Source organism: Mycobacterium sp. IDUB_19, assembly GCF_055419445.1.
Map to the genome: position 1 here is coordinate 28,794 of NZ_JBVAXR010000033.1, position 26,020 is coordinate 54,813.

The window sequence follows — 26,020 nt, forward strand, 5'->3', positions numbered from 1 at the left end:
AGCCCCCCGAAAATTCGGGGGGCCTCATCTGTGTACCCTTCGACCAACAGCTTCGTTCAACAGCCCGTTCGAAGAGGAACACTTGATGAGCGCTCCCACCGCGAACCGTCCTGCGTCCGGTGTCTTTTCACCCACCCGCGCCCAGATCCAGCAACGGACCCTGCGCACCGACCGGTGGTGGATGTCGCCGTTGCGGATCGACCTGGGATTCGCCGCATTCCTCATCTACGCGACGGCGCGCGCCTTCCAGCAAAATTACTTCTTCGTCCCGAAGTACCACTACCTGACGCCGTTCTACTCGCCGTGCGTCAGCAAGGCTTGCGGTGAGGCGAGCGACTTCTGGCCGAAGATCTTCCCGGACGTTTGGTGGCTGCCGTACGCGGCGCTGTCGCTGCCGTTCCTGCTGCTGTTCCGGCTGACCTGCTACTACTACCGCGGCGCCTACTACCGCACGGTGTGGCAGTCCCCGAGCGCCTGCGGCGTGGCCGAGCCCCGCGTCCACTACACCGGCGAGACCAAGCTCCCGCTGATCATCCAGAACACCCACCGCTACTTCTTCTACATCGCCGGCATCATCTCGGTGATCAACAGCTACGACGCGATCGTCGCGTTTCATTCCGACGAGGGACCGGGCGGATTCGGCTTCGGTCTGGGCAACGTGATCCTGCTCGGCAACGTCATCATGCTGTGGATCTACACGCTGTCTTGCCACTCCTGCCGGCACGTGACCGGCGGGCGGCTTAAGCACTTCTCCAAGCATCCTGTGCGTTATTGGATCTGGACCCAGGTGAGCGTTATCAACACCCGGCACAAGATGTTTGCCTGGATCACGCTGGGCACGCTGATGCTTACCGACTTTTACGTCGCGCTGGTGGCCAGCGGCGCAATTTCTGACCTGAGATTTGTTGGCTGAATCGCCATTTGGAATAAATCAGAATTTAGCTAGCGAGGGATTTATGGCTGAGGTCGAGCGGCACTCCTACGACGTAGTCGTGATCGGTGCCGGCGGCGCGGGTTTGCGCGCGGTCATCGAAGCGCGGGAACGCGGCCTCAAGGTCGCGGTGGTGTCGAAGTCGTTGTTCGGCAAAGCCCACACGGTGATGGCCGAGGGCGGTGCCGCGGCCGCCATGGGTAACGCCAACCCGAAGGACAACTGGTCGACCCACTTCGGCGACACGATGCGCGGTGGCAAGTTCCTCAATAACTGGCGGATGGCCGAACTGCACGCCAAGGAGGCACCGGACCGGGTCTGGGAGCTGGAGACCTACGGCGCGCTGTTCGACCGCACCAAAGACGGCAAGATCAGCCAGCGCAACTTCGGCGGGCACACCTACCCGCGGCTGGCGCACGTCGGTGACCGCACCGGCCTGGAGCTGATCCGCACGTTGCAGCAGAAGATCGTCTCGCTGCAGCAGGAGGATTTCGCCGAGCTCGGTGACTACGAGGCGCGGATCAAGGTATTCGCGGAGTGCACCATCACCGAATTGCTCAAGGACGGCTCGGAAGACGGCGGGCGGATCGCCGGGGCGTTCGGCTACTGGCGTGAGAGCGGCAAGTTCGTCGTCTTCGAGGCGCCCGCGGTGGTGCTGGCCACCGGCGGAATCGGCAAGTCCTTCAAGGTCACGTCGAACTCGTGGGAGTACACCGGCGACGGCCACGCACTGGCGCTGCGGGCCGGCGCGACGCTGATCAACATGGAGTTCATCCAGTTCCACCCGACGGGGATGGTGTGGCCGCCGAGTGTGAAGGGGATCCTGGTCACCGAGGGTGTGCGCGGCGACGGCGGAGTGTTGAAGAACTCCGACAGCAAACGCTTCATGTTCGACTACATCCCCCCGGTGTTCAAGGGCCAGTACGCGGAATCCGAGCAAGAGGCCGACCAGTGGCTCAAGGACAACGACTCGGCTCGCCGTACTCCAGACCTGCTGCCCCGCGATGAGGTCGCCCGCGCGATCAACTCGGAGGTCAAGTCCGGTCGCGGCACCCCGCACGGTGGCGTGTACCTGGACATCGCCTCGCGGTTGACGCCCGAGGAGATCAAGCGCCGGCTGCCGTCGATGTACCACCAGTTCATGGAGCTGGCCGGCGTCGACATCACCAAGGAGCCAATGGAAGTCGGGCCCACCTGTCACTACGTGATGGGCGGTGTCGAGGTCGACCCCGACACCGGCGCGGCCACCGTCGCGGGCCTGTTCGCCGCGGGCGAGTGCTCCGGCGGCATGCACGGCTCCAACCGGTTGGGCGGCAACTCGCTGTCGGACCTGCTGGTCTTCGGCCGGCGCGCCGGGCTGGGCGCCGCCGACTACGCCCGCGCCCTGGCCAGCCGCCCGACCGTGCACGAGGACGCCATCGAGGAGGCGGCGAAGCGTGCGCTGGCCCCCTTCGCGGGTCCGACGAACGGCACCGCCGCCGAGAACCCGTACACGTTGCAACTGGAACTGCAGCAGTCGATGAACGACCTGGTCGGCATCATCCGTAAGTCGGAGGAGATCTCCGAGGCCCTGCAACGGCTGACCAAGCTGCGCGAGAGGTTCAAGCACATCCACGTCGAGGGGGATCGCAAGTTCAACCCCGGCTGGAACCTGGCCATCGACCTGCGCAACATGCTGCTGATCAGTGAATGCGTGGCCAAGGCCGCCCTGGAACGCACCGAGAGCCGTGGCGGACACACCCGCGACGACCACCCGGGAATGGACTCGAACTGGCGCAAGGTGTTGCTGGTGTGCCGCGCCGGCGGCGGCGACGACGTGATTCCCGACGTCACCGTCACCCGCGAGGACCAGGTCCCGATGCGGTCCGATCTGATGGAGCTCTTTGAGGTCTCCGAACTGGAGAAGTACTTCACCGACGAAGAGCTGGCCGACCACCCAGGACGGAGAGGCTAATGAGCTACGACGCGACGATGCGGGTCTGGCGCGGCGACGAAGCCGGCGGCGCGCTGGAGGACTTCACGGTCGAGGTCAACGAGGGTGAGGTGGTGCTCGACATCATCCATCGCCTGCAGCAGACCCAGACGCCCGACCTCGCCGTGCGGTGGAACTGCAAGGCGGGCAAGTGCGGATCCTGCTCGGCCGAGATCAACGGCAAACCCAAGTTGATGTGTATGACCAGGATGTCGACGTTTGACGAGGACGAGGTCGTGACGGTGACGCCGCTGCGGACCTTCCCGGTGATTCGCGATCTGGTCACCGACGTCTCGTTCAACTATGAAAAGGCCCGTGAGATACCGTCTTTCGCGCCGCCCAAAGACCTGCAGCCCGGGGAATACCGGATGGCACAGGCCGACGTTCAGCGCTCGCAGGAGTTCCGCAAGTGCATCGAGTGCTTCCTGTGCCAGGACGTCTGCCACGTGGTCCGCGATCACGAGGAAAACAAGAAGTCGTTCGCCGGGCCACGCTTCCTGATGCGCATCGCCGAACTCGAAATGCACCCGTTGGACACCCGGGACCGCCGCGACGACGCGCAGGAAGAGCATGGCCTGGGCTTCTGCAACATCACCAAGTGCTGCACCGAGGTCTGCCCGGAACACATCAAGATCACCGACAACGCGCTGATCCCGATGAAAGAGCGGGTTGCCGACCGCAAATACGACCCGATCGTCTGGCTGGGCAACAAGCTATTCCGACGCTAGGTGCTCGGCGCCGTTTCGGGCGCGCCGGGTGGCTCAGACGCCGAGGCGGCGAAATGCGCTGCGGTGGAAGACAATCGGTGCCACCTCGGCATCCACCGTCACCTCGCTGACCCGCAGCACCACGATGGTGTGGTCTCCCGCCGGGATCAGTTGCTCGATCGCGCTCTCCAGCCACAGGCCGGTGCCCTTGATGAAGACCGCGCCGGAGTTGTAGGACACCGTCTCCATACCGGCGAACCTGTCGCCGGTCTTGGCGGCCAGGGTGCGCGCGGCCTCGTCGTGCGCCTCGCCGAGCACACTGATGCCCAGCATCGGCAGCTCCTTGAGCTTGGGCCAGGTGGTCGACGTGTTCTGCACGCAGAACGACACCAACGGCGGGTCCAACGAGACGGGGACAAAAGTACTGGCAGCCAATCCCACCCGGACTCCCGAAACCTCCGCGGCGATCGCCACCACGCCGGACGGGAAGTGGCCGAAGGCGTCACGCAGTGTGGAGGGAGTCAGCTTGTTCGATGCATTCACTGGACTTCATTCGCCCCTTGAGCCGACGACGGATTCGCCTGTCTGACACTACCGGTCGAGTATCCGTGCGCGTCGGCCACATCCGGGTGCGCCCGCAGTCTGCTCTTCCAGGCGTTACGCCCGTAGACCGAGAAGATCGGGTCCGACGGGTTCTCGGCCGGTGTCCAGGACGAATCGGTGCGCGCCGCGAGTTCGCGCGGTAGCGACAACACCGGGATCTGCGCGTCGAGCCGGGGATTGAAGAAGAACGGCACCGAGATCCGTTCGGCCACCTGGCCGTGCAGATTCACCCGGTGCTCGGTGGCACGCAGATAACCGCCCGTCGCGACCTCGAGTAGCTCGCCGATGTTGACGATGAACGCCCCGTCCAGCGGCGCCACGTCGACCCAGCCCTGCGAGTCGTCCGGGTCGGGTTCGCCGCCGCCCCGGCTCCGCCGCACCTGCAGACCCCGGCTGCCCGGCTCGGCAAGCAGCAGCGTGAGCACCCCGGAGTCCCGGTGCGCACCCACGCCCTGCGGGCTGGCCGCCCGGGCGGGATAGCGGATGACCTTGATCAGGGTGGCCGGTGTCTCGGCGAAGGCGTCGTCGAACACGTCAGGGCGACTGCCCAGCGATGCCGCCCAGTGCCGCAGCAGGGTGCGGGCCACCCGCGACAGCGCGGCGTCCCACTCGGCGATGATCGCCGGCAGCTCGGGCAGCGCCGCCGGCCACTGGTTGGGGCCCTGCAGCCTGAGGTAATCGGGCTCGCCCGGCCCGCCGATGGGCGGACGTTCGGGCCCAATATCAATCTGCTCGCGCCAATCCACCTCGCCCAGGGTCAATTCGCCGCCCAGCCGGGTGTAACCGCGGAAATGCGGGCTGCGCACCATCGCCACGGCGTCCTTGTCGGCCTGCGGCAGCGCAAACAGCTTGCGGGCCACCTCGAGCAGCCGGGCGATCAGCGTCTGCGATACGCCGTGGCCGGTCAGATAGAAAAATCCCACCTCGTGAGCGGCCTCGCGGAGGCCCTCGCGCAACACGCCGGTACGGGCCGCCAGATCCACCACGGGCAGAGCGGTGACGCTCTTCACACCTGACATGCTTCCATTATCGCCGCAGGTAGAGCGCCTGTCGAAGGCGCGGACGGGCCCTTCCCAACCGGTTGGTTAATTAGGCAATGAAATCTAGCTCACAGTCACTTGCGCTTATGTCACAGGCCGATATATTTTTAGCAGAGTTACTGGTGGGTAACTTAGCCCAAGTACCCAACCACAGCGTGGCATTCTCAACGAGGAGGAGAGTAGTGAGCCACTACAAGAGCAACGTCCGCGACCAGGTATTCAACCTCTTTGAGGTGCTGGGCGTCGACAAGGCGCTAGGCCAAGGTGAGTACACCGACCTGGACGCCGACACAGCCCGGGAGATGCTGAACGAGATCAGCCGACTGGCCGAGGGGCCGGTCGCGGACTCGTTCGTCGAGGGTGACCGCAACCCGCCGGTGTTCGACCCCGAGACACACTCGGTGAGCCTTCCGGAGGCATTCAAGAAGTCAGTTCACGTGGTCCAAGAGGGCGGCTGGGACAAGGTCGGCCTCGACGAGGCCCTCGGCGGCGTGCCCGCGCCCAAGTCGCTGCTGTGGGCCCTGCACGAGCACCTCCTCGGCGCCAACCCGGCGGTCTGGATGTACGCCGGCGGCGCCGGCTTCGCCAACATCCTGTACCACCTCGGCACCGAAGAGCAGAAGAAGTGGGCCGTGCTGTGCGCTGAGCGCGGCTGGGGCTCGACGATGGTGCTCACCGAGCCGGACGCCGGTTCGGACGTCGGTGCCGGTCGCACCAAAGCGGTGCAACAGGAAGACGGTTCCTGGCACATCGACGGGGTCAAGAGGTTCATCACCTCGGCCGACTCCGGCGACCTGTTCGAGAACATCTTCCACCTGGTACTGGCCCGCCCGGAGGGTGCCGGTCCCGGTACCAAGGGGCTGTCGCTGTTCTTCGTGCCCAAGTTCCTGTTCGACTTCGAGACCGGTGAAATCGGCGAGCGCAACGGCGCCTTCGTCACCAACGTCGAGCACAAGATGGGCCTCAAGGTCTCCGCGACCTGCGAATTGACCTTCGGTCAGCACGGCGTCCCCGCCAAGGGCTGGCTGGTCGGCGAGGTGCACAACGGCATCGCGCAGATGTTCGAGGTCATCGAGCAGGCGCGCATGATGGTCGGCACCAAGGCGATCGCCACCCTGTCGACCGGTTACCTGAACGCCCTGGCCTACGCCAAGGAGCGGGTGCAGGGCGCCGATATGACCCAGATGACCGACAAGGCCGCGCCGCGTGTGACCATCACGCATCACCCGGACGTGCGCCGCTCGCTGATGACCCAGAAGGCGTACGCCGAAGGTCTGCGCGCGCTGTACCTGTTCACCGCGACCTACCAGGACGCGGCTGTCGCCGAGACACTGCACGGTGTGGACGCCGACCTGGCGGTCAAGGTCAACGACCTGATGCTGCCGCTGGTCAAGGGTGTGGGCTCCGAGCAGGCCTACGCGAAGCTGACCGAGAGCCTGCAGACGTTCGGCGGGTCCGGCTTCTTGCAGGACTACCCGATCGAGCAGTACATCCGGGACGCGAAGATCGACTCGCTCTACGAGGGCACCACGGCCATCCAGGCGCAGGACTTCTTCTTCCGCAAGATCGTGCGCGACAAGGGTCAGGCCCTGGCGCACGTATCGGAGCAGATTCAGACGTTCGTCGACAGCGAGGCCGGTAACGGCCGGCTGAAGAGCGAGCGCGAGCTGCTGGCCAAGGCCCTGGCCGACGTCCAGTCGATGGCGGCCACGCTGACCGGCTACCTGATGGAGGCACAGCAGGACGTCACCAGCCTGTACAAGGTGGGCCTGGGTTCGGTGCGCTTCCTGATGAGCGTCGGCGACCTGGTCATCGGCTGGTTGCTGCAGCGCCAGGCCGCGGTGGCCGTGGCCGCACTCGACGCCGGTGCCAGCGGCACCGAGCGGTCCTTCTACGAGGGCAAGGTCGCGGTGGCGTCGTTCTTCGCGAAGAACTTCCTGCCGCTGTTGGCCAGCACCCGCGAGGTGATCGAGACGCTGGACAACGACATCATGGAGCTCGACGAGGCCGCCTTCTAAGCGGCTGGACTACCAGCAAAATCCCCCGCTTCCACGCTGAAGCGGGGGATTTTGTGTCTGTGGGTGCGATACGAAAAAGGCCGCCGCTGGATCCCCTCACTCCAGCGGCGGCCCTTTTTCGTACGCCTGTCTTTTCATCCAGGCGTGGATCCAGGGACGCCCCGTGTTGCCGTCGGGGTCGGGGGGTCAGACCACAACACGGGGCAATCCGGACATCGGTTACCCATCCCCTGGTGTTACTAATCAGCTGTGACGAACTTCATTCGTCGCCGCGCGGGAGGGCGCGCCGTGCGGCAGATGCGCAGGTCAAGCCTCCAAAATGGCTGCCACGCCCTGCCCGCCGGCCGCGCAGATGGAAATCAGCGCGCGGACCGGATCCCCGCCTTTACGCTTCGCCTTCTGCTCGGCGAGCTGCTTGGCGGCCTGGGCGAGAATCCGCCCGCCGGTGGCCGCGAACGGGTGCCCGGCGGCCAATGACGAGCCGTTGACGTTGAGTTTGGACCGGTCAATCGACCCGAGGGCGGCGTCTAGACCCAGCCGCTCCTTGCAGTACTCCTCGGACTCCCACGCCTGCAGATGCGCCAGCACCACCGAAGCAAACGCCTCGTGGATCTCGTAGAAGTCGAAATCCTGCAGGCTCAACCCGTTGCGGGCCAGCAGCCGGGGTACCGCATAGGTCGGCGCCATCAGTAGCCCGTCACGCCCGTTGACGTAGTCGACCGCGGCGGTCTCCGCGTCCACCAGGTAGGCCAGCGCGGGCAACGAATGATCGGCCGCCCACTGTTCGGATGCCAACAGGGCGACCGAGGCGCCGTCGGTCAACGGCGTCGAATTGCCCGCCGTCATCGTCGCGTCACCGGCCTTCACCCCGAACACCGGGCGCAAGGTGGCGAGCTTCTCCACGCTGGAGTTGGCCCGCAGATTGTCGTCGCGGTACAGGCCCAGGAAAGGTGTGACGAGGTCGTCGAAAAAGCCCCGGTCGTAGGCCGCGGCCATGTTGTGGTGGCTGGCGACGGCCAATTCGTCCTGGTCCACCCGCTTGATTCCCAGCTGCTTGGCCGTGATGGCGGCGTGTTCCCCCATCGACAGCCCGGTGCGCGGCTCGCTGTTGGCCGGGATCTCGACACCCAGGCTGGCGGGCAACGTGCCCACCAGCTTCAGCCGTTGCAGGTTCGACTTGGACCGGCGCAATTTCAGCAGGGTGCGGCGCAGGTTGTCGCCGAGGCCGATCGGCGGGTCGGACGTGGTGTCCACCCCGCCGGCGGCGGCGACGTCGTAGCGGCCCGACGCGATGCCGTCGGCCGCGGCGATGGCCGCCTGCAGACCGGTGCCGCAGGCCTGTTGAATATCGAATGCCGGGGTATACGAAGACAATTCAGAGCCGAGCACGCACTCGCGCATGAGGTTGAAGTCGCGGCTGTGCTTGAGCACGGCACCGCCGACGACCACGCCCAGTCGCTCGCCGCCCAGCCCGAACCGATCCACCAGCCCGCCCAGGGCGGCGGTGAACATGTCCTGATTGGACGCCTCGGCGTAGGCGCCGTCCGACCGTGCGAAGGGAATGCGATTGCCGCCCAGCACGGCGACGCGTCGACGATTACTTGCCTCAGAACTTGCAGGAGCCACGTTCATCTCCGGTTATCAGTTTGGGGGATTGGCCGTTGGGACCCATACTACCCACTGTTCTTACTCTGCAGTAAGTTCGTCCCCGATACGGTTGGCTTGTACGGCACTCAAGAAAGGGAAGGCAGCTCAGTGGCTCCCAATCGTTCGTCCGATCTGTTCTCGCAAGTTGTCAATTCCGGCCCCGGATCCTTTGTGGCACGCCAACTTGGTGTTCCGCAACCCGAGAACCTGCGCCGCTACTCCGCCGGTGATTCGCCGCTGTCCGGATCCTTGCTGATCGGGGGCGAAGGCAGGATCGTCGAGCCGTTGCGGGCGGCGCTGGACAGCGACTACGACCTGGTTGGCAACAACCTGGGTGGTCGCTGGGCCGACCGATTCGGCGGTCTGGTTTTCGACGCCACCGGCATCACCGCGCCGGCGGGACTGAAGGCACTGCACGACTTCTTCACGCCGCTGCTGCGAAACCTGGGCCACTGCGCACGGGTTGTTGTGGTCGGCACCACACCGGACGCCGCCGCCAGCACCGACGAGCGGATCGCGCAGCGTGCGCTGGAGGGCTTCACCCGCTCACTTGGCAAGGAGCTGCGCAACGGCGCGACCGTGTCGCTGGTCTACCTGTCACCGGACGCCAAACCGGCCGCGACGGGCCTGGAATCGACTCTGCGATTTATCCTTTCGGCCAAATCGGCGTACGTCGACGGCCAGGTCTTCTACGTCGGCGCCGACGACTCGACCCCACCCGCGGATTGGGACCGGCCGCTGGACGGCAAGGTCGCCATCGTGACCGGCGCCGCCCGGGGCATCGGCGCGACGATCGCCGAAGTGTTCGCCCGTGACGGGGCCCGCGTCGTCGCGATCGATGTGGAGTCGGCCGCGGAGACGCTGGCCGAGACCGCGAGCCGGGTGGGGGGCACGGCGCTGTGGCTCGACGTCACCGCCGACGATGCCGTCGACAAGATCACCGAGCACCTGCGCGACCACTACGCCGGGCACGCCGATATCCTGGTCAACAACGCCGGCATCACCCGCGACAAGCTGCTGGCCAACATGGACGATGCCCGCTGGGACGCCGTCTTGGCCGTCAATCTTCTTGCCCCACAACGGCTTACCGAGGGACTGATTGCAAGCGGCAGCATCGGCCAAGGGGGACGGGTGATCGGTCTGTCGTCGATGGCCGGCATCGCGGGCAACCGCGGGCAGACGAACTACGCCACCACGAAGGCCGGGATGATCGGCCTCACCCAGGCGCTGGCACCGGAGCTGCACGAGAAGGGCATCACGATCAATGCCGTGGCGCCGGGTTTCATCGAAACCCAGATGACGGCGGCGATTCCGCTGGCCACCCGCGAGGTGGGCCGCCGGATGAACTCGCTGTTGCAGGGCGGGCAGCCGGTTGATGTCGCGGAGGCCATCGCCTACTTCGCCAGTCCGGCGTCAAACGCGGTGACCGGCAACGTCATTCGCGTCTGCGGCCAGGCAATGCTGGGCGCCTAGGTTCAGGGAGATCGCGATGAATCAACCAAGCGGCCTGCGGAACATGCTGCGAGCGGCCGCCGGGGCGCTGCCCCTGGTGTCCCGGACAGACCAGCTGCCCAGCCGCACCGTGACCGTCGAGGAACTGCCGATCGACCAGACGAACGTGGCCGAGTACGCCGCGATCACCGGTCTGCGCTACGGCAACAACGTGCCGATCACCTACCCGTTCGCGTTGACGTTTCCGGCGCTGATGTCCTTGGTCACAGGGTTTGACTTCCCTTTCGCCGCAATGGGTTCGGTGCACACCGAGAACCACATCACGCAGTACCGCCCGATCGCGGTCACCGACACCGTCGGGGTGCGGGTGCACGCCGAGAATCTCCGCGAGCATCGCAAGGGTCTGCTGGTCGACCTGGTGACCGACGTCAGCGTCGGCACCGAGACCGCGTGGCACCAGGTGACGACCTTCTTGCATCAGCAGCGCACCAGCCTGTCCGACGAACCCAAACCGCCACCGCAAAAGCAGCCCAAGCTCCCGCCGCCCAGCGCGGTGCTGCGCATCACGCCCGGCCAGATCCGGCGCTACGCCGTCGTCGGCGGCGATCACAACCCGATCCACACCAACCCGATCGCCGCCAAGCTGTTCGGATTCCCGACCGTCATTGCACACGGAATGTTCAGCGCTGCAGCGGTATTGGCTAATATCGAGGCCAGAATTCCCGACGCGGCGCGGTACTCGGTCCGGTTCGGCAAGCCGGTGATCCTGCCCGCGACCACGGGCCTCTACATCGACGAAAACGACCAGGGCAGCTGGGATCTCTCGTTGCGCAATATCGCCAAGGGATATCCACACTTGACCGGCAGCGTCCGGCCGCTGTAGCGGCCGGCTCAGCCGGCGCGTTCGTCGTGCTTCTGCGCCCGAACGCTCAGCAGCCTTTTCAGTCCGTGGGCGCCGGTCGCGGTCAGCAGAAAAACTCCGAACAGCCACAGCGGCGGGCGGGCGAGTTCCCAGACGAAGATCGCGGCCCAGATCGGCGAGCCCTGGGTGACGGCGAGCACCCCGGCGGCACCGGTCAGCGAGACCGCCGGCACGTGCAGGTGTATCCCGGCAATCCAATTGATCGTCAGCACCAGTAGCGCGCCCGCTGCCGCACCGGTGGCCAGCGACGGTGTGAGCATCCCGCCGGCACCGCCGGCGCGCAGGAACAACGCGGTCAGCAGCGGCTTCAACAACAGGATCGCGGCCGCCGCGGACAGCGTCAGCCCGCTGGCCAAGCTGACGGTCAGGACGCTGCGACCGTTGCCCGGCAGCTCGGGCCACCAATGCGAGCAGATGCCCATCACCAGCCCGGCGCCGGCCAGCGCCGGGATCAGCACCCAGCTCCGGATCTGGCGCGCGGGGCGCGCCGCCGCTATCAGTCGGTTGAACGCGAGGCCCACCGCGAGGGCCACCGGGGCCATCAGCAGCCCATGCGCGGTCAGCAGATACGTGGACTCCCCGATCGGCCAGTCCAGATTGGGCTGATCGCGCGTGATGGCCGAGCCGACCGCCACGGCCAGGCTGGAGGTCAGAAACGCCGCGCCCAGCGCCCTCGGATGCCAGGTGTTGAGCATGATCCGCACGGAGAACAACGCACCGGCCAGCGGCACGGCGTACACCGCGCCCAGCCCGGCCCCGGCCGCGCAGGCGAGCAGTATCTCGCGGTCACGGCTCGACAGCCGCTTCAGCCATCCGGTCGCCGAATCGCCGAGCGCAGCGGCGAGTTGGCGCGGAGCCCCCTCCCGGCCAAGCGATGCCCCCGAGCCGACCAACAGCACCTGCAGCATGGCGTCGATGCTCCAGGACAGCCGCGGTATCGGCTCGTGGCGGGCGATGGTGCCGGCCAGCGGTGGCACCTCGGCCTTGCGCCGCAGGATCCACCAGCCCAGTGCCGCCAGCGCGGCGCCGACCATCGGCCCCAACACCCGGCGCACCGGACTGCTGCCCGTGACCCCGGCCAGCAGGGTGCCAAAACTGTAGTTGTAGGTCAGGTGCTGGACGAAGCGGAGCACGAAGGTCGTCGACAGCCCGGCGATGCCGGCCAGCACCCCCACGATGATGACCGCACAGAAGAAGTCGACATTGCGGCCCGAGGTCCAAGCGCGCAAGCGGGGCACTGCACGAATCTAGCCCGGCCCCGTCGCCGTCGCCGCTAGGACGCGGGCCGCCGGGCGGGGCCGGCGTCCTGGTCGACGGGCACACCGCGCAGGCCGTGCCAGAACAGGTCGATCATCAGCTCGGCCGCCTCGTCGACGTCGATGTCTCCGGTGGACAGCTGGGTGGCCATTGCCTCACCCGCGCCCACCAACGCCACCGCCATCATCTGGTACTCGGCGTCCGTGCGCGGCCGGCGACTGTTCTCTCGCACCAGGCCGGCCACCAATTCGATGATCTGCTCGCGGCCTTCCCGCACGGTGTGGGCGAAGGCCTGCGAGCTGATCGCCTGGGTGTACATCACGATCCAGGACGCCCGGTTGGCGTCGATGTAGCGCAGGAACGACCCGATGGTGTTCCGCAGCAGGTCCCTTGGGCTTTGGGTGAAGTCGATGTCGGCACGCACCGCGTCGATGAACCGGCTCAGCTCGCGGTTCAGGCAGGCGCCGAACAAGTCCTCTTTGGAGCCGTAGTACAGGTACAGCATCGGCTTGGAGATCTCCGCGGCGGCGGCGATGGTGTCCATCGAGGTCTCGTGGTAGCCGTTGACCGAGAACATCTGCACGGCGGCGTCGAGCATCTGCTGTTCCCGGACAGCGCGCGGTAGCCGCTTGGTACCACCTGCCATCGCTCTGCCCTTTCAAGCCCTTCGGGCACTGCCTATCTGACTCCAGGGTAACGATCGGGCGGCCGATTAGTGTCCGCAAGCCTTGCTGGGGCCCTTCATGGTCGCCACCCGCACCAACGACTGGTCCACCGCTGGCAGCGCCAATTCTCCTGCAGCCAAAGCCTTTTCGAGCCGGTCCAGGACCGCGGGGACCTCGTCGGTGGTGACCCACAGCGCGACGTCGCTGCCCGCCTGCAGAGTCCGCAGCACCGCCTCGGCCACGCCGAACCGATCGGAGATCGCGGCCATGCTGGACAGATCGTCGCTGAACACCGGGCCGTTGAAGGGCGGGGCCCCGTAACCGATGCCATCGCGCAGCAACTGCACGGCCGGCCGGCTCAGGCTGGCCGGGTCGTCGCCGGTCAGGCCGGGAACCTGCAGGTGACCCACCATGACGGCGACCGGTGTTGCGGTGATCAGCGTCCGGTATGGCACCAGGTCGACGTTCTGCAGGTCGCTCAGCGGTGGCGTGAGGACCCCGCCCTTGTGCGAATCACCAGAACCGTGCCCATGGCCGGGGAAATGCTTGAGCACCGGCAGCACGCCGGCGTCTCGAAGACCCTGCGCATACGCCCCGGCGTAGGCGGTGACGACGGCAGGGTCGTTGCTGAACGAACGGTCCCCGATCACGCTGTCGTCCGGCTCGTCGGAGACGTCGACGACCGGCGCAAAGTCGATGGTGATACCCAAGTCGCGCATCTTCTTGCCGCGTTGCGCCGCCAGGTCGCGCACCTGCTCGGCGGTTTGGCTCTTGGCCAGCTCCCGGGGCGAGGGCGTGGTGCCGATCAGCGACTTCAACCGGGACACCCGGCCGCCCTCTTCGTCGACGCTGACCGCGAGCGGCAGCGGCCCCGCGCTGCCCGCGATGTCGGCCAGCGGCCCCTTGAAGATCCCCAGGTCCGTCCAGCTGCCGATGAAGATCCCGCCGACGTGGTAGCCGTTGACCACGGCGCGCGCATCGTCGGCGTTTTTCACACCCACCATCAGCAGCTGCGCCAGCTTGTCACGGGTCGACAACTTGGCCGGCAGGGTCGTCGGGTCGGCGCAGACCGGCGGCGCGGGAGGTGCGGCAACCGTCTTGCTGGTCGTTGACGCCGGGGGCCGGGCGGCGTCGTGACCACAGGCCACCACGAGCGCCGAGGCGGCGGCCAGCACGGCCAGGGTGCGCGGAAAAGCCATCGGGACATGGTGTCACGAGGGGTAGTCGCACCGGCGTGGCCCCACCGAGCGATCCGCCCAGCAAATCAGGAGTGCGGCAAATGCCGATTCATCACACGTAGCCATCGCGAAGGCGGTTAACTTAGCCGCAAGCCCATTACCACGGGCAAGGGAGGAGCCAGCGATGACTGCCTTCACGCTGGCCGCCGCGGCGGGGATCGCGGCGGGCCTGGCAATCGGTGCCGTCGCGACCGTCGGTGTCACGCTCGCCGCCGAAGACCACACCGTGGTGCCGGCCCGAGCACCGTCCAGCCCGTCCTCGCACTACCTGGTGCAGTACGGCGACCGGTGCATCGGCGGGTATTGCCTGCCGTGCGACAACCCCGACGACTGCTTGAACCAGTTGCCGCCAGTGCCGGACGTGCCGCCGGACCTGCAGCCCTGACACGACCCACGGGCCGCGGGTCCGCCCAACGGCGATTCGTCACGCGCAGCGGGCGCCGACCCGGTTAAGTTAGCCGCAGACCGAATTTGACTGGCAAGGGAGGAGCCAGCAATGACGGGGTTAACGCTGGCCGCTGTCGCCGGCATCGCGGCGGGGCTGATGATCGGTGCCGCGGCGACCGTCGGCGTCACGCTCACCGTCGAAGACCACGGCCGCGTGCCGGTGCAGACGCAGCCGGCCGCGCGGAGCCTTTCCGTGCCGTACCCGGTGCAGTACGGCGACCGGTGTTGGCACGGCCACTGCGTACCGTGGCCATGACTCACGGGTCACCGGCCGGTGGGGGCCGTTCTGCTACGTTGGCTCTGGGTTGTCCTCCGTGACGACCGCGAAAACCCAAGGAGTCACCGATGAACCGGATCGTTGCGCCCGCCGGCGCGAGCGTGGTGGTTGGTTTGTTGTTGGGCGCGGCCGCGATCTTCGGAATCACCCTGATGGTGCAACAGGACACGAAGCCGCCACTACCCGGGGGCGATCCTCAGTCGTCAGTGCTCAACCGGGTCGAATACGGCAACCGTAGCTAGCTCGGCGGCGACGACTCCGTCGGCGACGCCTGCGGAATCGGCCCCGGGTTCCCCGGCTGCTCCACTGTCTCGGCGCTGGCTGTTCGGAGTCGGTGCGATTGCACTGGCTTTGGCGTTCGCGCAATCCCCGGGGCAGGTTTCCCCCGATACGAAGCTCGACCTCACCGCCAACCCGCTGCGTTTCCTGGCCCGCGCGACCAACCTGTGGAACAGCGAGCTCCCGTTCGGCCAAACGCAGAACCAGGCCTACGGCTACCTGTTTCCGCACGGCACCTTCTTCTTGATCAGCCACCTGCTCGGCGTGCCCGGCTGGATGACGCAGCGGCTGTGGTGGGCGTTGCTGCTCACGGTCGGCTTCTGGGGACTGCTACGGGTCGCCGAGACGCTCGGGATCGGCAGCCCGTCATCACGACTGATCGCCGCGACCGCGTTCGCGCTGTCCCCGCGGGTGCTGACCACGCTCGGATCGATCTCGTCGGAAACCTTGCCGATCATGCTGGCGCCGTGGGTGTTGCTGCCGACGATCCTGGCCCTGAAATCGGGGCGGGGCACGGCCGACAGATCGGTGCGCGCACTGGCCGGCCAGGCCGGGCTGGCGGTCGCGCTGATGGGCGCGGTCAACGCCATCGCCACGCTGGCGGGTTGTCTACCGGCCGTCATCTGGTGGGCATGTCATCGGCCCAATCGGTTGTGGCGGCGCTACACCGCGTGGTGGCTGCTGAGCCTCGTGCTGGCGATGCTGTGGTGGGTCGTGGCGCTGGTTCTGCTGCGTAACGTCAGTCCGCCGTTCCTGGACTTCATCGAATCCTCGGGCGTGACAACGCAGTGGGCGTCACTCGTCGAGATGCTGCGCGGCACCGACAGCTGGACTCCGTTCGTGGCACCGACCGCGACCGCGGGTGCGCCGCTGGTGACCGGATCGGCGGCCATCCTGGCGACCTGTCTGGTCGCCGCGGCCGGACTGGCCGGACTGGCCAGCCCCGGGATGCCGGCCCGCGGACGGCTGGTGACGATGCTGCTGGTCGGCGTGGTGCTGCTGGCCGTCGGCTACAGCGGTGAGCTGGGCTCGCCGCTGGCCCATCAGGTGCAAGTGTTCATGGACGCCGCGGGCGCACCGCTGCGCAACGTGCACAAGCTGGAGTCGGTCATCCGGATCCCGATCGTGCTGGGCATCGCACAGCTGCTGGGCCGGGTCCCACTGCCGGGCAGCGCGCCGACAGCGCAGTGGGTGCGCGCGTTCGCCCACCCCGAGCGCGACAAACGGGTCGCCGCGACCGTGGTGCTGCTGACCGCGCTGACCGTGAGCACCTCGCTGGCGTGGACCGCGCGGCTCACCCCACCAGGCACCTTCAGCGCGATCCCCCGGTACTGGCACGACGCCGCCGACTGGCTCAGCGCCCACAATTCTTCTAGAACCGGGAGCCCCCTCCCCGGACGGGTGCTGGTGGTCCCGGGAGCTCCCTTCGCCACGCAGGTGTGGGGCACCACCCACGACGAGCCGCTGCAAGTGTTGGGCAGCAGCCCGTGGGGCGTCCGCGACTCCATCCCGTTGACCCCGCCGCAGACCATCCGGGCGCTGGATTCCGTGCAACGCCTGTTCGCCGCCGGCATTCCCTCAGCTGGCCTGGCCGATACCCTTGCCCGCCAAGGTATTTCGTACGTGGTGGTGCGCAACGACTTGGATCCCGAGTCGTCGCGTTCGGCGCGCCCGATCCTGGTACACCGCGCGATCGAAGGGTCACCGCGACTGGAGAAGGCGGCGCAGTTCGGCGAGCCCGTGGGGCCCGGCACGTTGCCGGGGTTCGTCGCCGACAGCGGCCTGCGCCCGCGCTACGCGGCTGTCGAGATCTACCGGGTGGGCTTTCCCGGTGATGGGGCCGGCAATCCCGGCGCGCCCTACTTCAGCGACGTCGATCGGTTGGCCCGCGTCGACGGCGGGCCCGAAGTGCTGCTGCGCCTCGACGAGCGGCGCCGGCTGCAGGGCCAGCCGCCGCTGGGTCCGGTGCTGATGACCGCCGACGCCCGAGCTGCCGGCCTGCCGGCGCCCGTCGTGACCGTGACCGACACCCCGGTGGCGCGGGAGACCGACTACGGCCGGGTCGACGAGCATTCGTCGGCGATCCGGGCCGACGGCGACACCAGACACACCTTCAACCGGGTCCCCGACTATCCGGTGCCCGGCGCCAACCCGGTGTACGGCGGCTGGAACGGTGGGCGGATCAGCGTGTCGAGTTCGTCGTCGGACTCCACCGCGATGCCCGACGTCGCTCCGGCGACCTCGCCCGCCGCCGCGATCGACGGCGACCCGGCAACGGCGTGGGTGACCAACGCCCTGCAAGCCGCCGTCGGGCAATGGCTGCAGGTCAATTTCGATCACCCGGTGACCAACGCGGCGATCACCCTGACACCCAGCGCGACCGCCGTCGGTTCCCAGGTCCGTCGCATCGCGATCGATACCGCCACCGGCAGCACCACGCTGCGGTTCGACCAGCCCGGCAAGCCGCTCACCGCGGCACTGCCCTATGGCGAAACGCCGTGGGTGCGGATCACCGCCGCCGGCACCGACGACGGATCCAGCGGCGTGCAGTTCGGCATCACCGATCTGTCGATCACCCAGTACGACGCCTCCGGCTTCGCGCACCCGGTCGATCTGCGCCACACCGTGCGGGTGCCCGGGCCGCCGCAGGGTTCGGCGATCGCGGGCTGGGACCTGGGCTCGGAGCTGCTCGGCAGGCCCGGGTGCGCGGCGGCCGCCGACAGTGTCCGCTGCGCGCCGGCGATGGCGCTGGCCCCCGAGGAGCCGGTGAATTTCAGCCGCACCCTGACCGTGCCGGCTCCGGTGTCAGTGACCCCGCGGGTGTGGGTGCGGCCACGGCAGGGTCCGAAGCTGGCCGATCTGGTCGCCGAGCCGAATACCACTCGGGCCCAAGGTGATTCCGACACCGTGGACATCCTCGGCTCGGCCTACGCGGCTACCGACGGCGACCCGGCCACCGCCTGGACGGCGCCGCAGCGGGTGGTGCAACACAAGACCGCGCCGACGCTGACGCTGGTGCTGCCGCGGCCCACCGAAGTCGCCGGGCTGCGCCTGTTGCCCAGCCGCTCGACGTTGCCCGCCCAGCCGACGGTGGTGGCCGTGAACCTCGGCGACGGCCCGCAGGTACGAAACGTCAAGCCAAGCGACGGCGGGACCGCCCAGCCACAAACCCTGTCGCTGCGACCCCACGTGACCGACACCGTCACCGTCAGCCTGCTGGACTGGCAAGACATCATCGACCGCAACGCGTTGGGCTTCGACCAGCTCAAGCCGCCGGGACTGGCCGAAGTCGCGGCGCTGGGCACCGACGGCAACCCGATCTCCCCCGCCGACGCGACCCGCAACCGCGCACGCGAGATCGTCGTCGACTGTGACCACGGCCCGGTCATCGCGGTCGCGGGCCGGTTCGTGCACACCTCGATCCGGACCACGGCGGGTGCGCTGCTGGACGGCGAGCCGGTTGCGGTCAGCACGTGCGATCGCACCCCGATCGCGCTGCCGGCGGGACAACAGGAATTGTTGATCAGCCCCGGCGCCCAGTTCGTCGTGGACGGAGCACAGCTGGCGACCGCGAACGCCCTCGAATTGCCCAGCGCCACCGGCGTTTCGCCGGTTCCCGCGGCGATCGGCGCATGGGGTCCCGACCGTCGCGAGGTGCGGACCCCGCCGTCGGCCGCCCCCCGCGTGCTGGTCATCCCCGAAAGCATCAACCCCGGTTGGGTGGCACGCACCAGCACCGGGGCCCGGCTGACGCCGGTGGCCGTCAACGGGTGGCAGCAGGGGTGGGTGGTCCCCGCGGGAGATCCCGGCACCATCACGCTGACCTTCGCGTCCAATTCGCTGTACCGGGTTGGTCTGGCGGTGGGCCTGGCGCTGCTGCCGCTGTTGGCCATGCTCGCGTTGTGGCGCCGGTGCGGGCGTTCCGACGACCCGCCCGCACCACCATGGTCACCCGGGCCCTGGGCGGCGGTCCCGGTGCTGGCCGCCGGGGCGGTGATCGCCGGGGTGGCCGGGGTCGTCGTGATCGGCGGCGCCCTCGGTCTGCGCTACGCGCTGCGTCATCGCGAGCAGGTGCGCGATCGCGCCACCATCGCGACCGGTGCGGGCGGACTGATCCTGGCCGGGGCCGAATTGTCGCGCCACCCCTGGCGGTCGGTCGACGGTTACGCCGGCCATTCCGCGAATGTGCAACTGCTGGCCTTGATTTCGCTTGCCGCGGTGGCCGTATCGGTGATTGCCATGCCGAATCGCAAGCCCGCTACGCACGACGCATAGCGTTTCCGGCGTTGGCTAGCCGGCTATCGGCTGGTTGACTGGATGCGCGGAATGGTGTGACCGCCACCGCCCGAGGAGTTACGGCCATGGCATGGTTTACTGCGCCCGACTACTGGTTGGGCAGATTCGTCCTCGAGCGCGGCGTCGCGGCGATCTACCTGATCGCGTTCGTCGCCGCCGCGCTGCAATTCCGCGCACTCATCGGCGAGCACGGAATACTGCCGGTGCCAAGGTATTTAGCGCGGCAGTCGTTTTGGCGAACGCCGAGCATTTTCCACCTGCGCTACTCCGATCGGCTGTTCGCGGGTGTGTCGTGGTTCGGTGTGGTGCTGTCGGCGGCCGTCGTCGTCGGCGCAGCCGATCGGGTACCGCTGTGGGCCGCACTGTCGATATGGCTGACGCTGTGGGTGCTCTACCTTTCGATCGTCAATGTGGGGCAGGCGTGGTATTCGTTCGGCTGGGAATCCCTGCTGCTGGAAAGCGGATTCTTGATGATCTTCCTCGGCAACGATCGCGTGGCGCCCCCGCTGCTGACGTTGTGGATGGCGCGACTGCTGCTGTTCCGGGTCGAGTTCGGCGCCGGCCTGATCAAGATGCGCGGCGACCCGTGTTGGCGCGACCTGACCTGCCTGTACTACCACCACGAGACCCAGCCGATGCCGGGCCCGCTGAGCTGGTTCTTCCACCACCTCCCCAAACCGCTGCATCGAATTGAGGTGGCGGGCAACCATTTCGCGCAGCTAGTGGTGCCATTCGGGTTGTTCGCGCCCCAGCCGGTGGCCAGCGTGGCCGCGGCGATCATCGTGGTGACGCAGCTGTGGCTGGTCATGTCGGGGAACTTCGCCTGGCTCAATTGGGTGACGATCGTCCTGGCGTTCACTGCCATCGACGACTCCGCGGCGGGGCGGCTGCTGCCGATTCCCGGGCACCCACCCCTGTCGGCGTCGCCGCTGTGGTTCGTCGGCCTGGTGGTTGCGTTCGCCGGCGGGGTGCTGTTCCTGACGTACTGGCCGGTGCGCAACATGCTTTCCCCACGTCAGCGAATGAACATGTCGTTCAACCCATTTCATTTGGTCAATACCTACGGCGCATTCGGCACCATCGGGCGTACCCGCCGGGAGGTGGTGATCGAGGGCACCGACGAACCCCGGCTCACCGCGCAGACGGTCTGGAAGGAGTACGAATTCAAGGGCAAGCCCGGCACGCTGCGCCGGTTGCCACGCCAATGGGCCCCCTATCATCTGCGGCTGGACTGGCTGATGTGGTTCGCCGCGATCTCGCCGGGCTATGCCCAGCCATGGCTGAAGCCGTTCTTGCGACGTCTGCTGGCCGGCGACCGAGCCACCCTGAGGTTGTTGCGGCGCAATCCTTTTCCGGACTCGCCCCCGCGCTATGTGCGTGCGCAGCTCTACCAGTACCGCTTCACCACACCGGCGGAACTGCGCCGCGACCGGGCGTGGTGGCATCGCGCGCTGGTGGGCCAGTATGTTTCGCCGATGACGCTGCAGCAGACGACGGTACCCCCCACCGGCTGAGCCGGGGCCGTTGAAGCTAGAGCGTTTCGTCCAGCTCACCGAGCCGGTCGGTCAGCCGCAGGTTCTCGGAGTAATCCACCGGGCAGCAGATCAGCGAAACCCCGTCGTCGTCGAGCGCGGCCTGCAGCGTCGGCAGCAGCTCGTCGGCACTGTTGATCTGATACCCTTTGGCGCCAAAGCTTTCGGCGTACTTCACGATGTCCGGGTTGCCGAACTTCACGTAGTAGTGCTCGCCGAGTTCGAGGTCCATCTTCCATTCGATCAGCCCGTAACCGCCGTCCTCCCAGATCAACACGACCAGGGGGATCTTCTCTCGGACAGCGGTCTCAATTTCTTGCGAGTTCATCAGGAAGGCACCGTCGCCGACCAAGGCGAGCACCTTCGAGTCGGGCCGCGCCAGCTTGACGCCGAGAGCTCCCGGCAGCGCGAAACTCATGGTGGACAAGCCATTGGAGACCAGGCAGGTGTTGCGTTCGTAGGTCGGGTAGAGCCGCGCCATCCACATCTTGGTAGCACCGGTGTCGACCAGCACGACGTCGCTGCGACCGAGTGCGGCCCTTATGTCGGCGACGATCCGCTGCGGCGCCAGGGGATACCGCGAGTCCTGTTGTCCCCGAGCGAATTCCTCGGTGAGCAGACCCGCCCCGGGCACTTCGTCGGCGTGGTTGATGCGGTGACCGGCCAGTGCATCGGTCACCGCGTCGAGCGAGGAGCTGATGTCGCCGATGATCCCGACGCCGACCGGGTAATGCATGTCGACCTCGGCCGGGAAACGGTGAATATGGATGATCGCCTTATCGGCTTGCGGGTTGATCCGGACGGGGTCGAATTCCTGGAGTTCGTAGCCGACCGCGATGACGACGTCGGCGTTGTCGAACCCGAAGTTGACGTAGTCGTGCCGCATGAACCCGATCGTCCCGATGCTGTTGGGGTGGTCGTCGGGCATGACGCCCTTGCCGTGAAAGGTGTTGGCGACCTGGATACCGAATTCCTCGGAGAATCGGATCAGTGCCTCGGTGGCGTCGGCGCGGGCGGCGCCGTGCCCGGCCAGCACCACCGGCCGCTTGGCGTTGCGCAGGATGTCGACCGCACGGGCCACCTGACCGGCCGCCGGCGCCTCCGCGTGGACCACGTTGCGCGGCAACGGGCTCAGGTCGTAGTCGGTCTGGTCGGCGTCGATGTGCTCGGGCACGGCCAGGTATACCGCGGCCGGGCGTTCGGCCTCGGCAACCTTGAAGGCTTTACGGAACATCTCCGGGATGGCGCGCGCGGTGGGCACGCCGTCGGCCCAGCGGGTGATCGGCGCGAACATCGACACCAGGTCGACGTACTGGTGCGACTCCTTGTACTCGCGATCCTGGCCGACCTGAGCGGAGATCGCGACCATCGGCGTGCTGTTTGTGGTGGCGTCGGCGACCCCGAGCTGCATGTTGATCGCGCCCGGCCCCAACGTCGCCGAAACGACGGCCGCCCGGCCGGTGACGCGTCCGTACATCTCGGCCATGAATGCCGCGGCCTGCTCGTGCCGGGTCAGCACGTAACGGATCCGCGAGGACGCCAGCGCCTGCACGAACCTGATGTTCTCCTCGCCGGGCAGCCCGAACACCACGGCAACGCCCTCATTTTCCAAGCATTGGACCATCAGCCGAGCGGCTGTACTCATCCGCCACCTCCCTCCTGGGAACGATAGTGGCAGGCTAGGTGTTGGACCTTTTATCCACCTTGAGAAAAGACAGCAAGCGGAGGATGTCAGCGTGTCGATCGCGACCATAAACCCGGCCACCGGCGAGACAGTCAAAACCTTCACCCCCGCGACAGACGATGAAGTCGATGCCGCGATCGCGCGCGCGCACGCGCGGTTCCTCGACTACCGGCACAACACGACTTTCGCCCAGCGCGCCGAATGGGCCAACGCAACCGCCGACCTTCTGGAAAAAGAGGCCGACGAGGTCGCGGCGATGATGACCCTGGAAATGGGCAAGACGTTGAAGTCGGCCAAGGGCGAAGCGCTCAAGTGCGCCAAGGGTTTTCGCTACTACGCCGAGAACGCCGAGAAGCTGCTGGCCGATGAGCCCGCGGAGGCATCGAAGGTCGGCGCGAAAAGGGCCTACACCCGGTGGCAGCCGCTCGGCGTGGTCCTGGCCGTGATGCCGTGGAACTTCCCGCTCTGGCAGGCCGTGCGGTTCGCCGCACCGGCGTTGATGGCCGGCAACGTCGGCCTACTCAAGCACGCCTCGAACGTGCCGCAGTCCGCGCTGTATCTGTCTGACGTCATCGCCCGCGGCGGCTTCCCGGCGGACTGTTTCCAGACGCTGCTGGTGTCGTCGAAGGCTGTCGAGGGCATCCTGCGCGATCCCCGGGTCAAGGCGGCCACCCTGACCGGCAGCGAACCGGCCGGCCAATCGGTCGCGGCGATCTGCGGCGACGAGATCAAGCCCACGGTGATGGAGCTCGGCGGCAGCGACCCGTTCATCGTGATGCCGTCGGTCGACCTCGACGAAGCCGTCAAGACCGCGGTCACCGCCCGGACGCAGAACAACGGCCAATCCTGCATCGCCGCCAAACGATTCATCGTGCACACCGACATCTACGACGCGTTCGTCGACAAGTTCGTCGAGCGGATGGAGGCGCTCAAGGTTGGCGACCCGACCGACCCGGACACCGACGTGGGACCGCTGGCCACCGAGTCCGGCCGCGACGAGATCGCCAAGCAGGTCGACGACGCCGTCGCCGCGGGTGCCAAGGTCCGCCTCGGCGGTAAGACCCCCGACCAGCCTGGCTGGTTCTACCCGCCGACGGTGGTCACCGACATCACCAAGGACATGGCGCTCTACACCGAAGAGGTCTTCGGGCCTGTCGCCTCGATGTACCGCGCCTCGGGCATCGACGAGGCCATCGAGATCGCCAACGCCACCACCTTCGGCCTGGGATCCAACGCCTGGACCAACGACGAGGCCGAGCAACAGCGCTTCATCGACGACATCGAGGCCGGCCAGGTCTTCATCAACGGGATGACGGTGTCCTACCCGGAGCTGGGCTTCGGCGGCGTCAAGCGCTCCGGCTACGGCCGCGAACTCGCGGGTCTGGGCATCCGCGCGTTCTGCAACGCCAAGACCGTCTGGGTGGGCTAGACGCTCGCCAGCGCCCGCTCGTCCTCCTCGGCGAAGGTGTCTTCGAGCTGCAACGGCGAGTAGTCGAGGTCGATCTCGCCGAGCGGGCGCCCGCGGGCGCTGGCGATGGTGCCGAACCGGCGCATGCCCTTGTCCGCGGCGTAGGCCATGGACTCGTCCGTCGACAGGCCGAACGGCATCGGGTCGTACAGGACGAAGCCCTCTTCAATCAGGCGCAGCCCGAGCGGCATCAGCTCGTTCATCCGCGCTTCGAAGACACCCCAGTTGGCGTCGTCGGCGGCGACGTGGCGCCGGCAGGTGAACGTGCCCCAGGCCATGTGGCGCCGCTCGTCGTCGCCGATGCGCCGCACCAGCTCCTGCATGCCGGGAAGGATGCCGCGTTCCACGCAGATCTTGTGCCAGATGTAGTAGCCGGTCAGCGCCAGCATGCCCTCGACCATGTGGTTGTAGGTCACCGACGCCCTCACCTGGGCGGCCGGAGACGGATCGTCCGACAGCACGCTCAGACAGGCGGGCAGCTCCTCGTAGAAGATTGTGCGGTAGGTCGGGACGTCGTCGATGAACGGGTGCAGGTCGTCGGTGACGCCGACGGCGTCGAGCCACATGCGGAACACCTGGACATGCTTGGCTTCCTCGAAGGCGAACTGCGTCAGATACATCTCATCGCCGAGCCGGCCCTCGGCGCGCATCGCGGCCATGAACGGCTGGATGTCCTGGGTCACCGATTCCTCGCCGGCGATGAACTCGGCGCACAGCCGGGTCGCGTAGTGGCGTTCGTCGTCGGTGAGGCGTTCCCAGTCTTGTCGGTCGCGGGAGAAGTCGATGTCGGCGGGATTCCAGAACTTCGCATTGCCACCTGCAAACAGCTTGAGCGGCAAGCTATCCCAGTTCAGGCCGCCTTGCGCCATTGAGGCAATTCGGGTTCGGTTCATGTGACCTCCTCAGATCGCATTAGGGCTGGGCTAACGGAGGAATTGGGTGCAGCGGGCACCACCGCGAACGCGGCGGCCAGCGCCGCGACGAGCCGGCGCACGGCCAGCGCCGGCTGTTCGGGGCTGGGCTCGTCGAGCCCGAGGATGGGGTCTAGGCCGCGCATGTAAGGGGCCAGCGCCAGGTGTGGAAAGATCAGCAGCAGCAACGAGAGCAGCACGTCAATGTCGGCATCGTTTCGAAAGTCGCCACGCACTTGTGCGTCGCGCACCAGCGGCCGCAGCACTTCCAGGTAGTGGCGGTGGATGACAGACCGCACGCTGATGCGCGCATCGGTGTCGACCTCCAGGGTCGCCGCGGCGTGCAGCGCGCGCTCGTGCGGGTGGTCGGCGAAGTAGGCGACCCAGGTATCGAGCCATTCGGTCAGAAATTCGAAGAACGGCCGGCTCGGGTCGAGCTCGGCGATGCGGTCCTCCATGTACGCCCGCACCCGCTGGCTGCCGATGTCGGCGATGAACGCATACAGGTCGCGCTTGTCGGCGAAGTACTGGAACAGGCTGCCCTTGGCGACTCCGGCCCGGCGCGCGATGACGTTGAGGCTGCCGCTAGAAAACCCGTGCGCCCCGAACTCGGCCTCGGCGGCTTCGATGATTGCCGCGCGACGAGCCGGATCGACCCGCGCCCACGTGACCGT

At 67.2% G+C, this 26,020-nt stretch carries 21 protein-coding genes; 12 read left to right on the forward strand and 9 right to left on the reverse strand.

The annotated features are described in order from the left end of the window. The first annotated feature begins 85 nt into the window (after nucleotides 1–85). Genes ACZY0B_RS21465 through ACZY0B_RS21475 form a run of 3 tightly spaced genes read left to right on the forward strand, consistent with a single transcriptional unit; the run spans nucleotide 86 to nucleotide 3,631 of the window. Nucleotides 86–913: a hypothetical protein gene (locus tag ACZY0B_RS21465; protein ID WP_463766241.1), complete on the forward strand. Its 828-nt coding sequence runs from the start codon at nucleotides 86–88 to the stop codon at nucleotides 911–913. A 43-nt stretch (nucleotides 914–956) separates the two neighbouring features. Further along, nucleotides 957–2,885 (forward strand): fumarate reductase/succinate dehydrogenase flavoprotein subunit, encoded by a 1,929-nt coding sequence (locus ACZY0B_RS21470; protein WP_463766242.1) that lies wholly within the window; start codon nucleotides 957–959, stop codon nucleotides 2,883–2,885. Continuing rightward, nucleotides 2,885–3,631, forward strand: a complete 747-nt coding sequence (locus ACZY0B_RS21475; protein WP_463766243.1) for a succinate dehydrogenase/fumarate reductase iron-sulfur subunit — start codon at nucleotides 2,885–2,887, stop codon at nucleotides 3,629–3,631. Before ACZY0B_RS21470 ends, ACZY0B_RS21475 begins: the two co-directional genes overlap by 1 nt. A 33-nt stretch (nucleotides 3,632–3,664) precedes the next feature. Here the strand turns inward: ACZY0B_RS21475 and ACZY0B_RS21480 are convergent, their stop codons facing one another. Then, nucleotides 3,665–4,153, reverse strand: coding sequence for a flavin reductase family protein (locus tag ACZY0B_RS21480; RefSeq protein ID WP_463766244.1), 489 nt, complete (start codon nucleotides 4,151–4,153; stop codon nucleotides 3,665–3,667). Continuing rightward, nucleotides 4,150–5,232, reverse strand: coding sequence for an isopenicillin N synthase family dioxygenase (locus ACZY0B_RS21485; RefSeq protein WP_463766245.1), 1,083 nt, complete (start codon nucleotides 5,230–5,232; stop codon nucleotides 4,150–4,152). Before ACZY0B_RS21485 ends, ACZY0B_RS21480 begins: the two co-directional genes overlap by 4 nt. A gap of 203 nt (nucleotides 5,233–5,435) precedes the next feature. Between ACZY0B_RS21485 and ACZY0B_RS21490 the strand changes: the two genes are divergently transcribed. Next, complete coding sequence (locus ACZY0B_RS21490; RefSeq protein WP_463766246.1) at nucleotides 5,436–7,271, forward strand: acyl-CoA dehydrogenase; 1,836 nt, start codon at nucleotides 5,436–5,438, stop codon at nucleotides 7,269–7,271. A 306-nt stretch (nucleotides 7,272–7,577) separates the two neighbouring features. Here the strand turns inward: ACZY0B_RS21490 and ACZY0B_RS21495 are convergent, their stop codons facing one another. Next, nucleotides 7,578–8,903 carry an acetyl-CoA C-acetyltransferase gene (locus tag ACZY0B_RS21495; RefSeq protein WP_463766247.1) on the reverse strand — a complete coding sequence of 442 codons (1,326 nt, stop codon included), beginning with the start codon at nucleotides 8,901–8,903 and terminating at the stop codon, nucleotides 7,578–7,580. 123 nt (nucleotides 8,904–9,026) lie between these two features. Here ACZY0B_RS21495 and ACZY0B_RS21500 point away from each other — a divergent pair, with 123 nt between their 5' ends. Next, nucleotides 9,027–10,391, forward strand: a complete 1,365-nt coding sequence (locus ACZY0B_RS21500; RefSeq protein WP_463766248.1) for a 3-oxoacyl-ACP reductase — start codon at nucleotides 9,027–9,029, stop codon at nucleotides 10,389–10,391. A gap of 16 nt (nucleotides 10,392–10,407) precedes the next feature. After that, entirely contained in the window at nucleotides 10,408–11,253 is an 846-nt protein-coding gene (locus tag ACZY0B_RS21505) for a MaoC/PaaZ C-terminal domain-containing protein (protein WP_463766249.1), read from the forward strand. 8 nt (nucleotides 11,254–11,261) lie between these two features. On the opposite strand, the gene ACZY0B_RS21510 is transcribed toward ACZY0B_RS21505, so the two are convergent. From ACZY0B_RS21510 to ACZY0B_RS21520, 3 genes are all read right to left on the reverse strand, one after another. Continuing rightward, complete coding sequence (locus ACZY0B_RS21510; protein WP_463766263.1) at nucleotides 11,262–12,521, reverse strand: chloride channel protein; 1,260 nt, start codon at nucleotides 12,519–12,521, stop codon at nucleotides 11,262–11,264. Between the two features lie 44 nt (nucleotides 12,522–12,565). Then, nucleotides 12,566–13,195: a TetR/AcrR family transcriptional regulator gene (locus ACZY0B_RS21515; RefSeq protein ID WP_463766250.1), complete on the reverse strand. Its 630-nt coding sequence runs from the start codon at nucleotides 13,193–13,195 to the stop codon at nucleotides 12,566–12,568. Between the two features lie 66 nt (nucleotides 13,196–13,261). Further along, nucleotides 13,262–14,413: a glycoside hydrolase family 3 N-terminal domain-containing protein gene (locus ACZY0B_RS21520; RefSeq protein ID WP_463766251.1), complete on the reverse strand. Its 1,152-nt coding sequence runs from the start codon at nucleotides 14,411–14,413 to the stop codon at nucleotides 13,262–13,264. Between the two features lie 163 nt (nucleotides 14,414–14,576). Here ACZY0B_RS21520 and ACZY0B_RS21525 point away from each other — a divergent pair, with 163 nt between their 5' ends. The 5 genes from ACZY0B_RS21525 (at nucleotide 14,577) to ACZY0B_RS21545 (ending at nucleotide 21,265) form a co-directional block, all read left to right on the forward strand. Beyond that, complete coding sequence (locus tag ACZY0B_RS21525; RefSeq protein ID WP_463766252.1) at nucleotides 14,577–14,837, forward strand: DUF2613 family protein; 261 nt, start codon at nucleotides 14,577–14,579, stop codon at nucleotides 14,835–14,837. Between the two features lie 111 nt (nucleotides 14,838–14,948). Beyond that, the gene (locus tag ACZY0B_RS21530) at nucleotides 14,949–15,155 is read left to right on the forward strand and encodes a DUF2613 family protein (protein WP_463766253.1); all 207 of its coding nucleotides are present in this window, start codon (nucleotides 14,949–14,951) and stop codon (nucleotides 15,153–15,155) included. Between the two features lie 89 nt (nucleotides 15,156–15,244). Continuing rightward, the gene (locus tag ACZY0B_RS21535; RefSeq protein ID WP_463766254.1) at nucleotides 15,245–15,418 is read left to right on the forward strand and encodes a DUF2613 domain-containing protein; all 174 of its coding nucleotides are present in this window, start codon (nucleotides 15,245–15,247) and stop codon (nucleotides 15,416–15,418) included. 64 nt (nucleotides 15,419–15,482) lie between these two features. Then, nucleotides 15,483–19,730 (forward strand): alpha-(1->3)-arabinofuranosyltransferase domain-containing protein, encoded by a 4,248-nt coding sequence (locus tag ACZY0B_RS21540; protein WP_463766264.1) that lies wholly within the window; start codon nucleotides 15,483–15,485, stop codon nucleotides 19,728–19,730. Nucleotides 19,731–19,816: 86 nt separating this feature from the next. Next, nucleotides 19,817–21,265 (forward strand): lipase maturation factor family protein, encoded by a 1,449-nt coding sequence (locus ACZY0B_RS21545; RefSeq protein WP_463766255.1) that lies wholly within the window; start codon nucleotides 19,817–19,819, stop codon nucleotides 21,263–21,265. Nucleotides 21,266–21,281: 16 nt separating this feature from the next. Here ACZY0B_RS21545 and ACZY0B_RS21550 read toward each other — a convergent pair whose 3' ends face one another. Continuing rightward, nucleotides 21,282–22,928, reverse strand: coding sequence for an acetolactate synthase large subunit (locus tag ACZY0B_RS21550; protein ID WP_463766256.1), 1,647 nt, complete (start codon nucleotides 22,926–22,928; stop codon nucleotides 21,282–21,284). A 91-nt stretch (nucleotides 22,929–23,019) separates the two neighbouring features. Here ACZY0B_RS21550 and ACZY0B_RS21555 point away from each other — a divergent pair, with 91 nt between their 5' ends. Continuing rightward, nucleotides 23,020–24,396, forward strand: coding sequence for an NADP-dependent succinic semialdehyde dehydrogenase (locus ACZY0B_RS21555; RefSeq protein ID WP_463766257.1), 1,377 nt, complete (start codon nucleotides 23,020–23,022; stop codon nucleotides 24,394–24,396). On the opposite strand, the gene ACZY0B_RS21560 is transcribed toward ACZY0B_RS21555, so the two are convergent. Both ACZY0B_RS21560 and ACZY0B_RS21565 read right to left on the reverse strand, forming a co-directional pair. After that, nucleotides 24,393–25,328 carry a R2-like ligand-binding oxidase gene (locus ACZY0B_RS21560; protein ID WP_463766258.1) on the reverse strand — a complete coding sequence of 312 codons (936 nt, stop codon included), beginning with the start codon at nucleotides 25,326–25,328 and terminating at the stop codon, nucleotides 24,393–24,395. The two genes, ACZY0B_RS21555 and ACZY0B_RS21560, sit on opposite strands and share 4 nt — an antisense overlap. After that, on the reverse strand, nucleotides 25,325–26,020 hold a 696-nt coding region (locus ACZY0B_RS21565; protein WP_463766259.1), incomplete at its 5' end, for a TetR/AcrR family transcriptional regulator. The genes ACZY0B_RS21565 and ACZY0B_RS21560, both read right to left, overlap by 4 nt.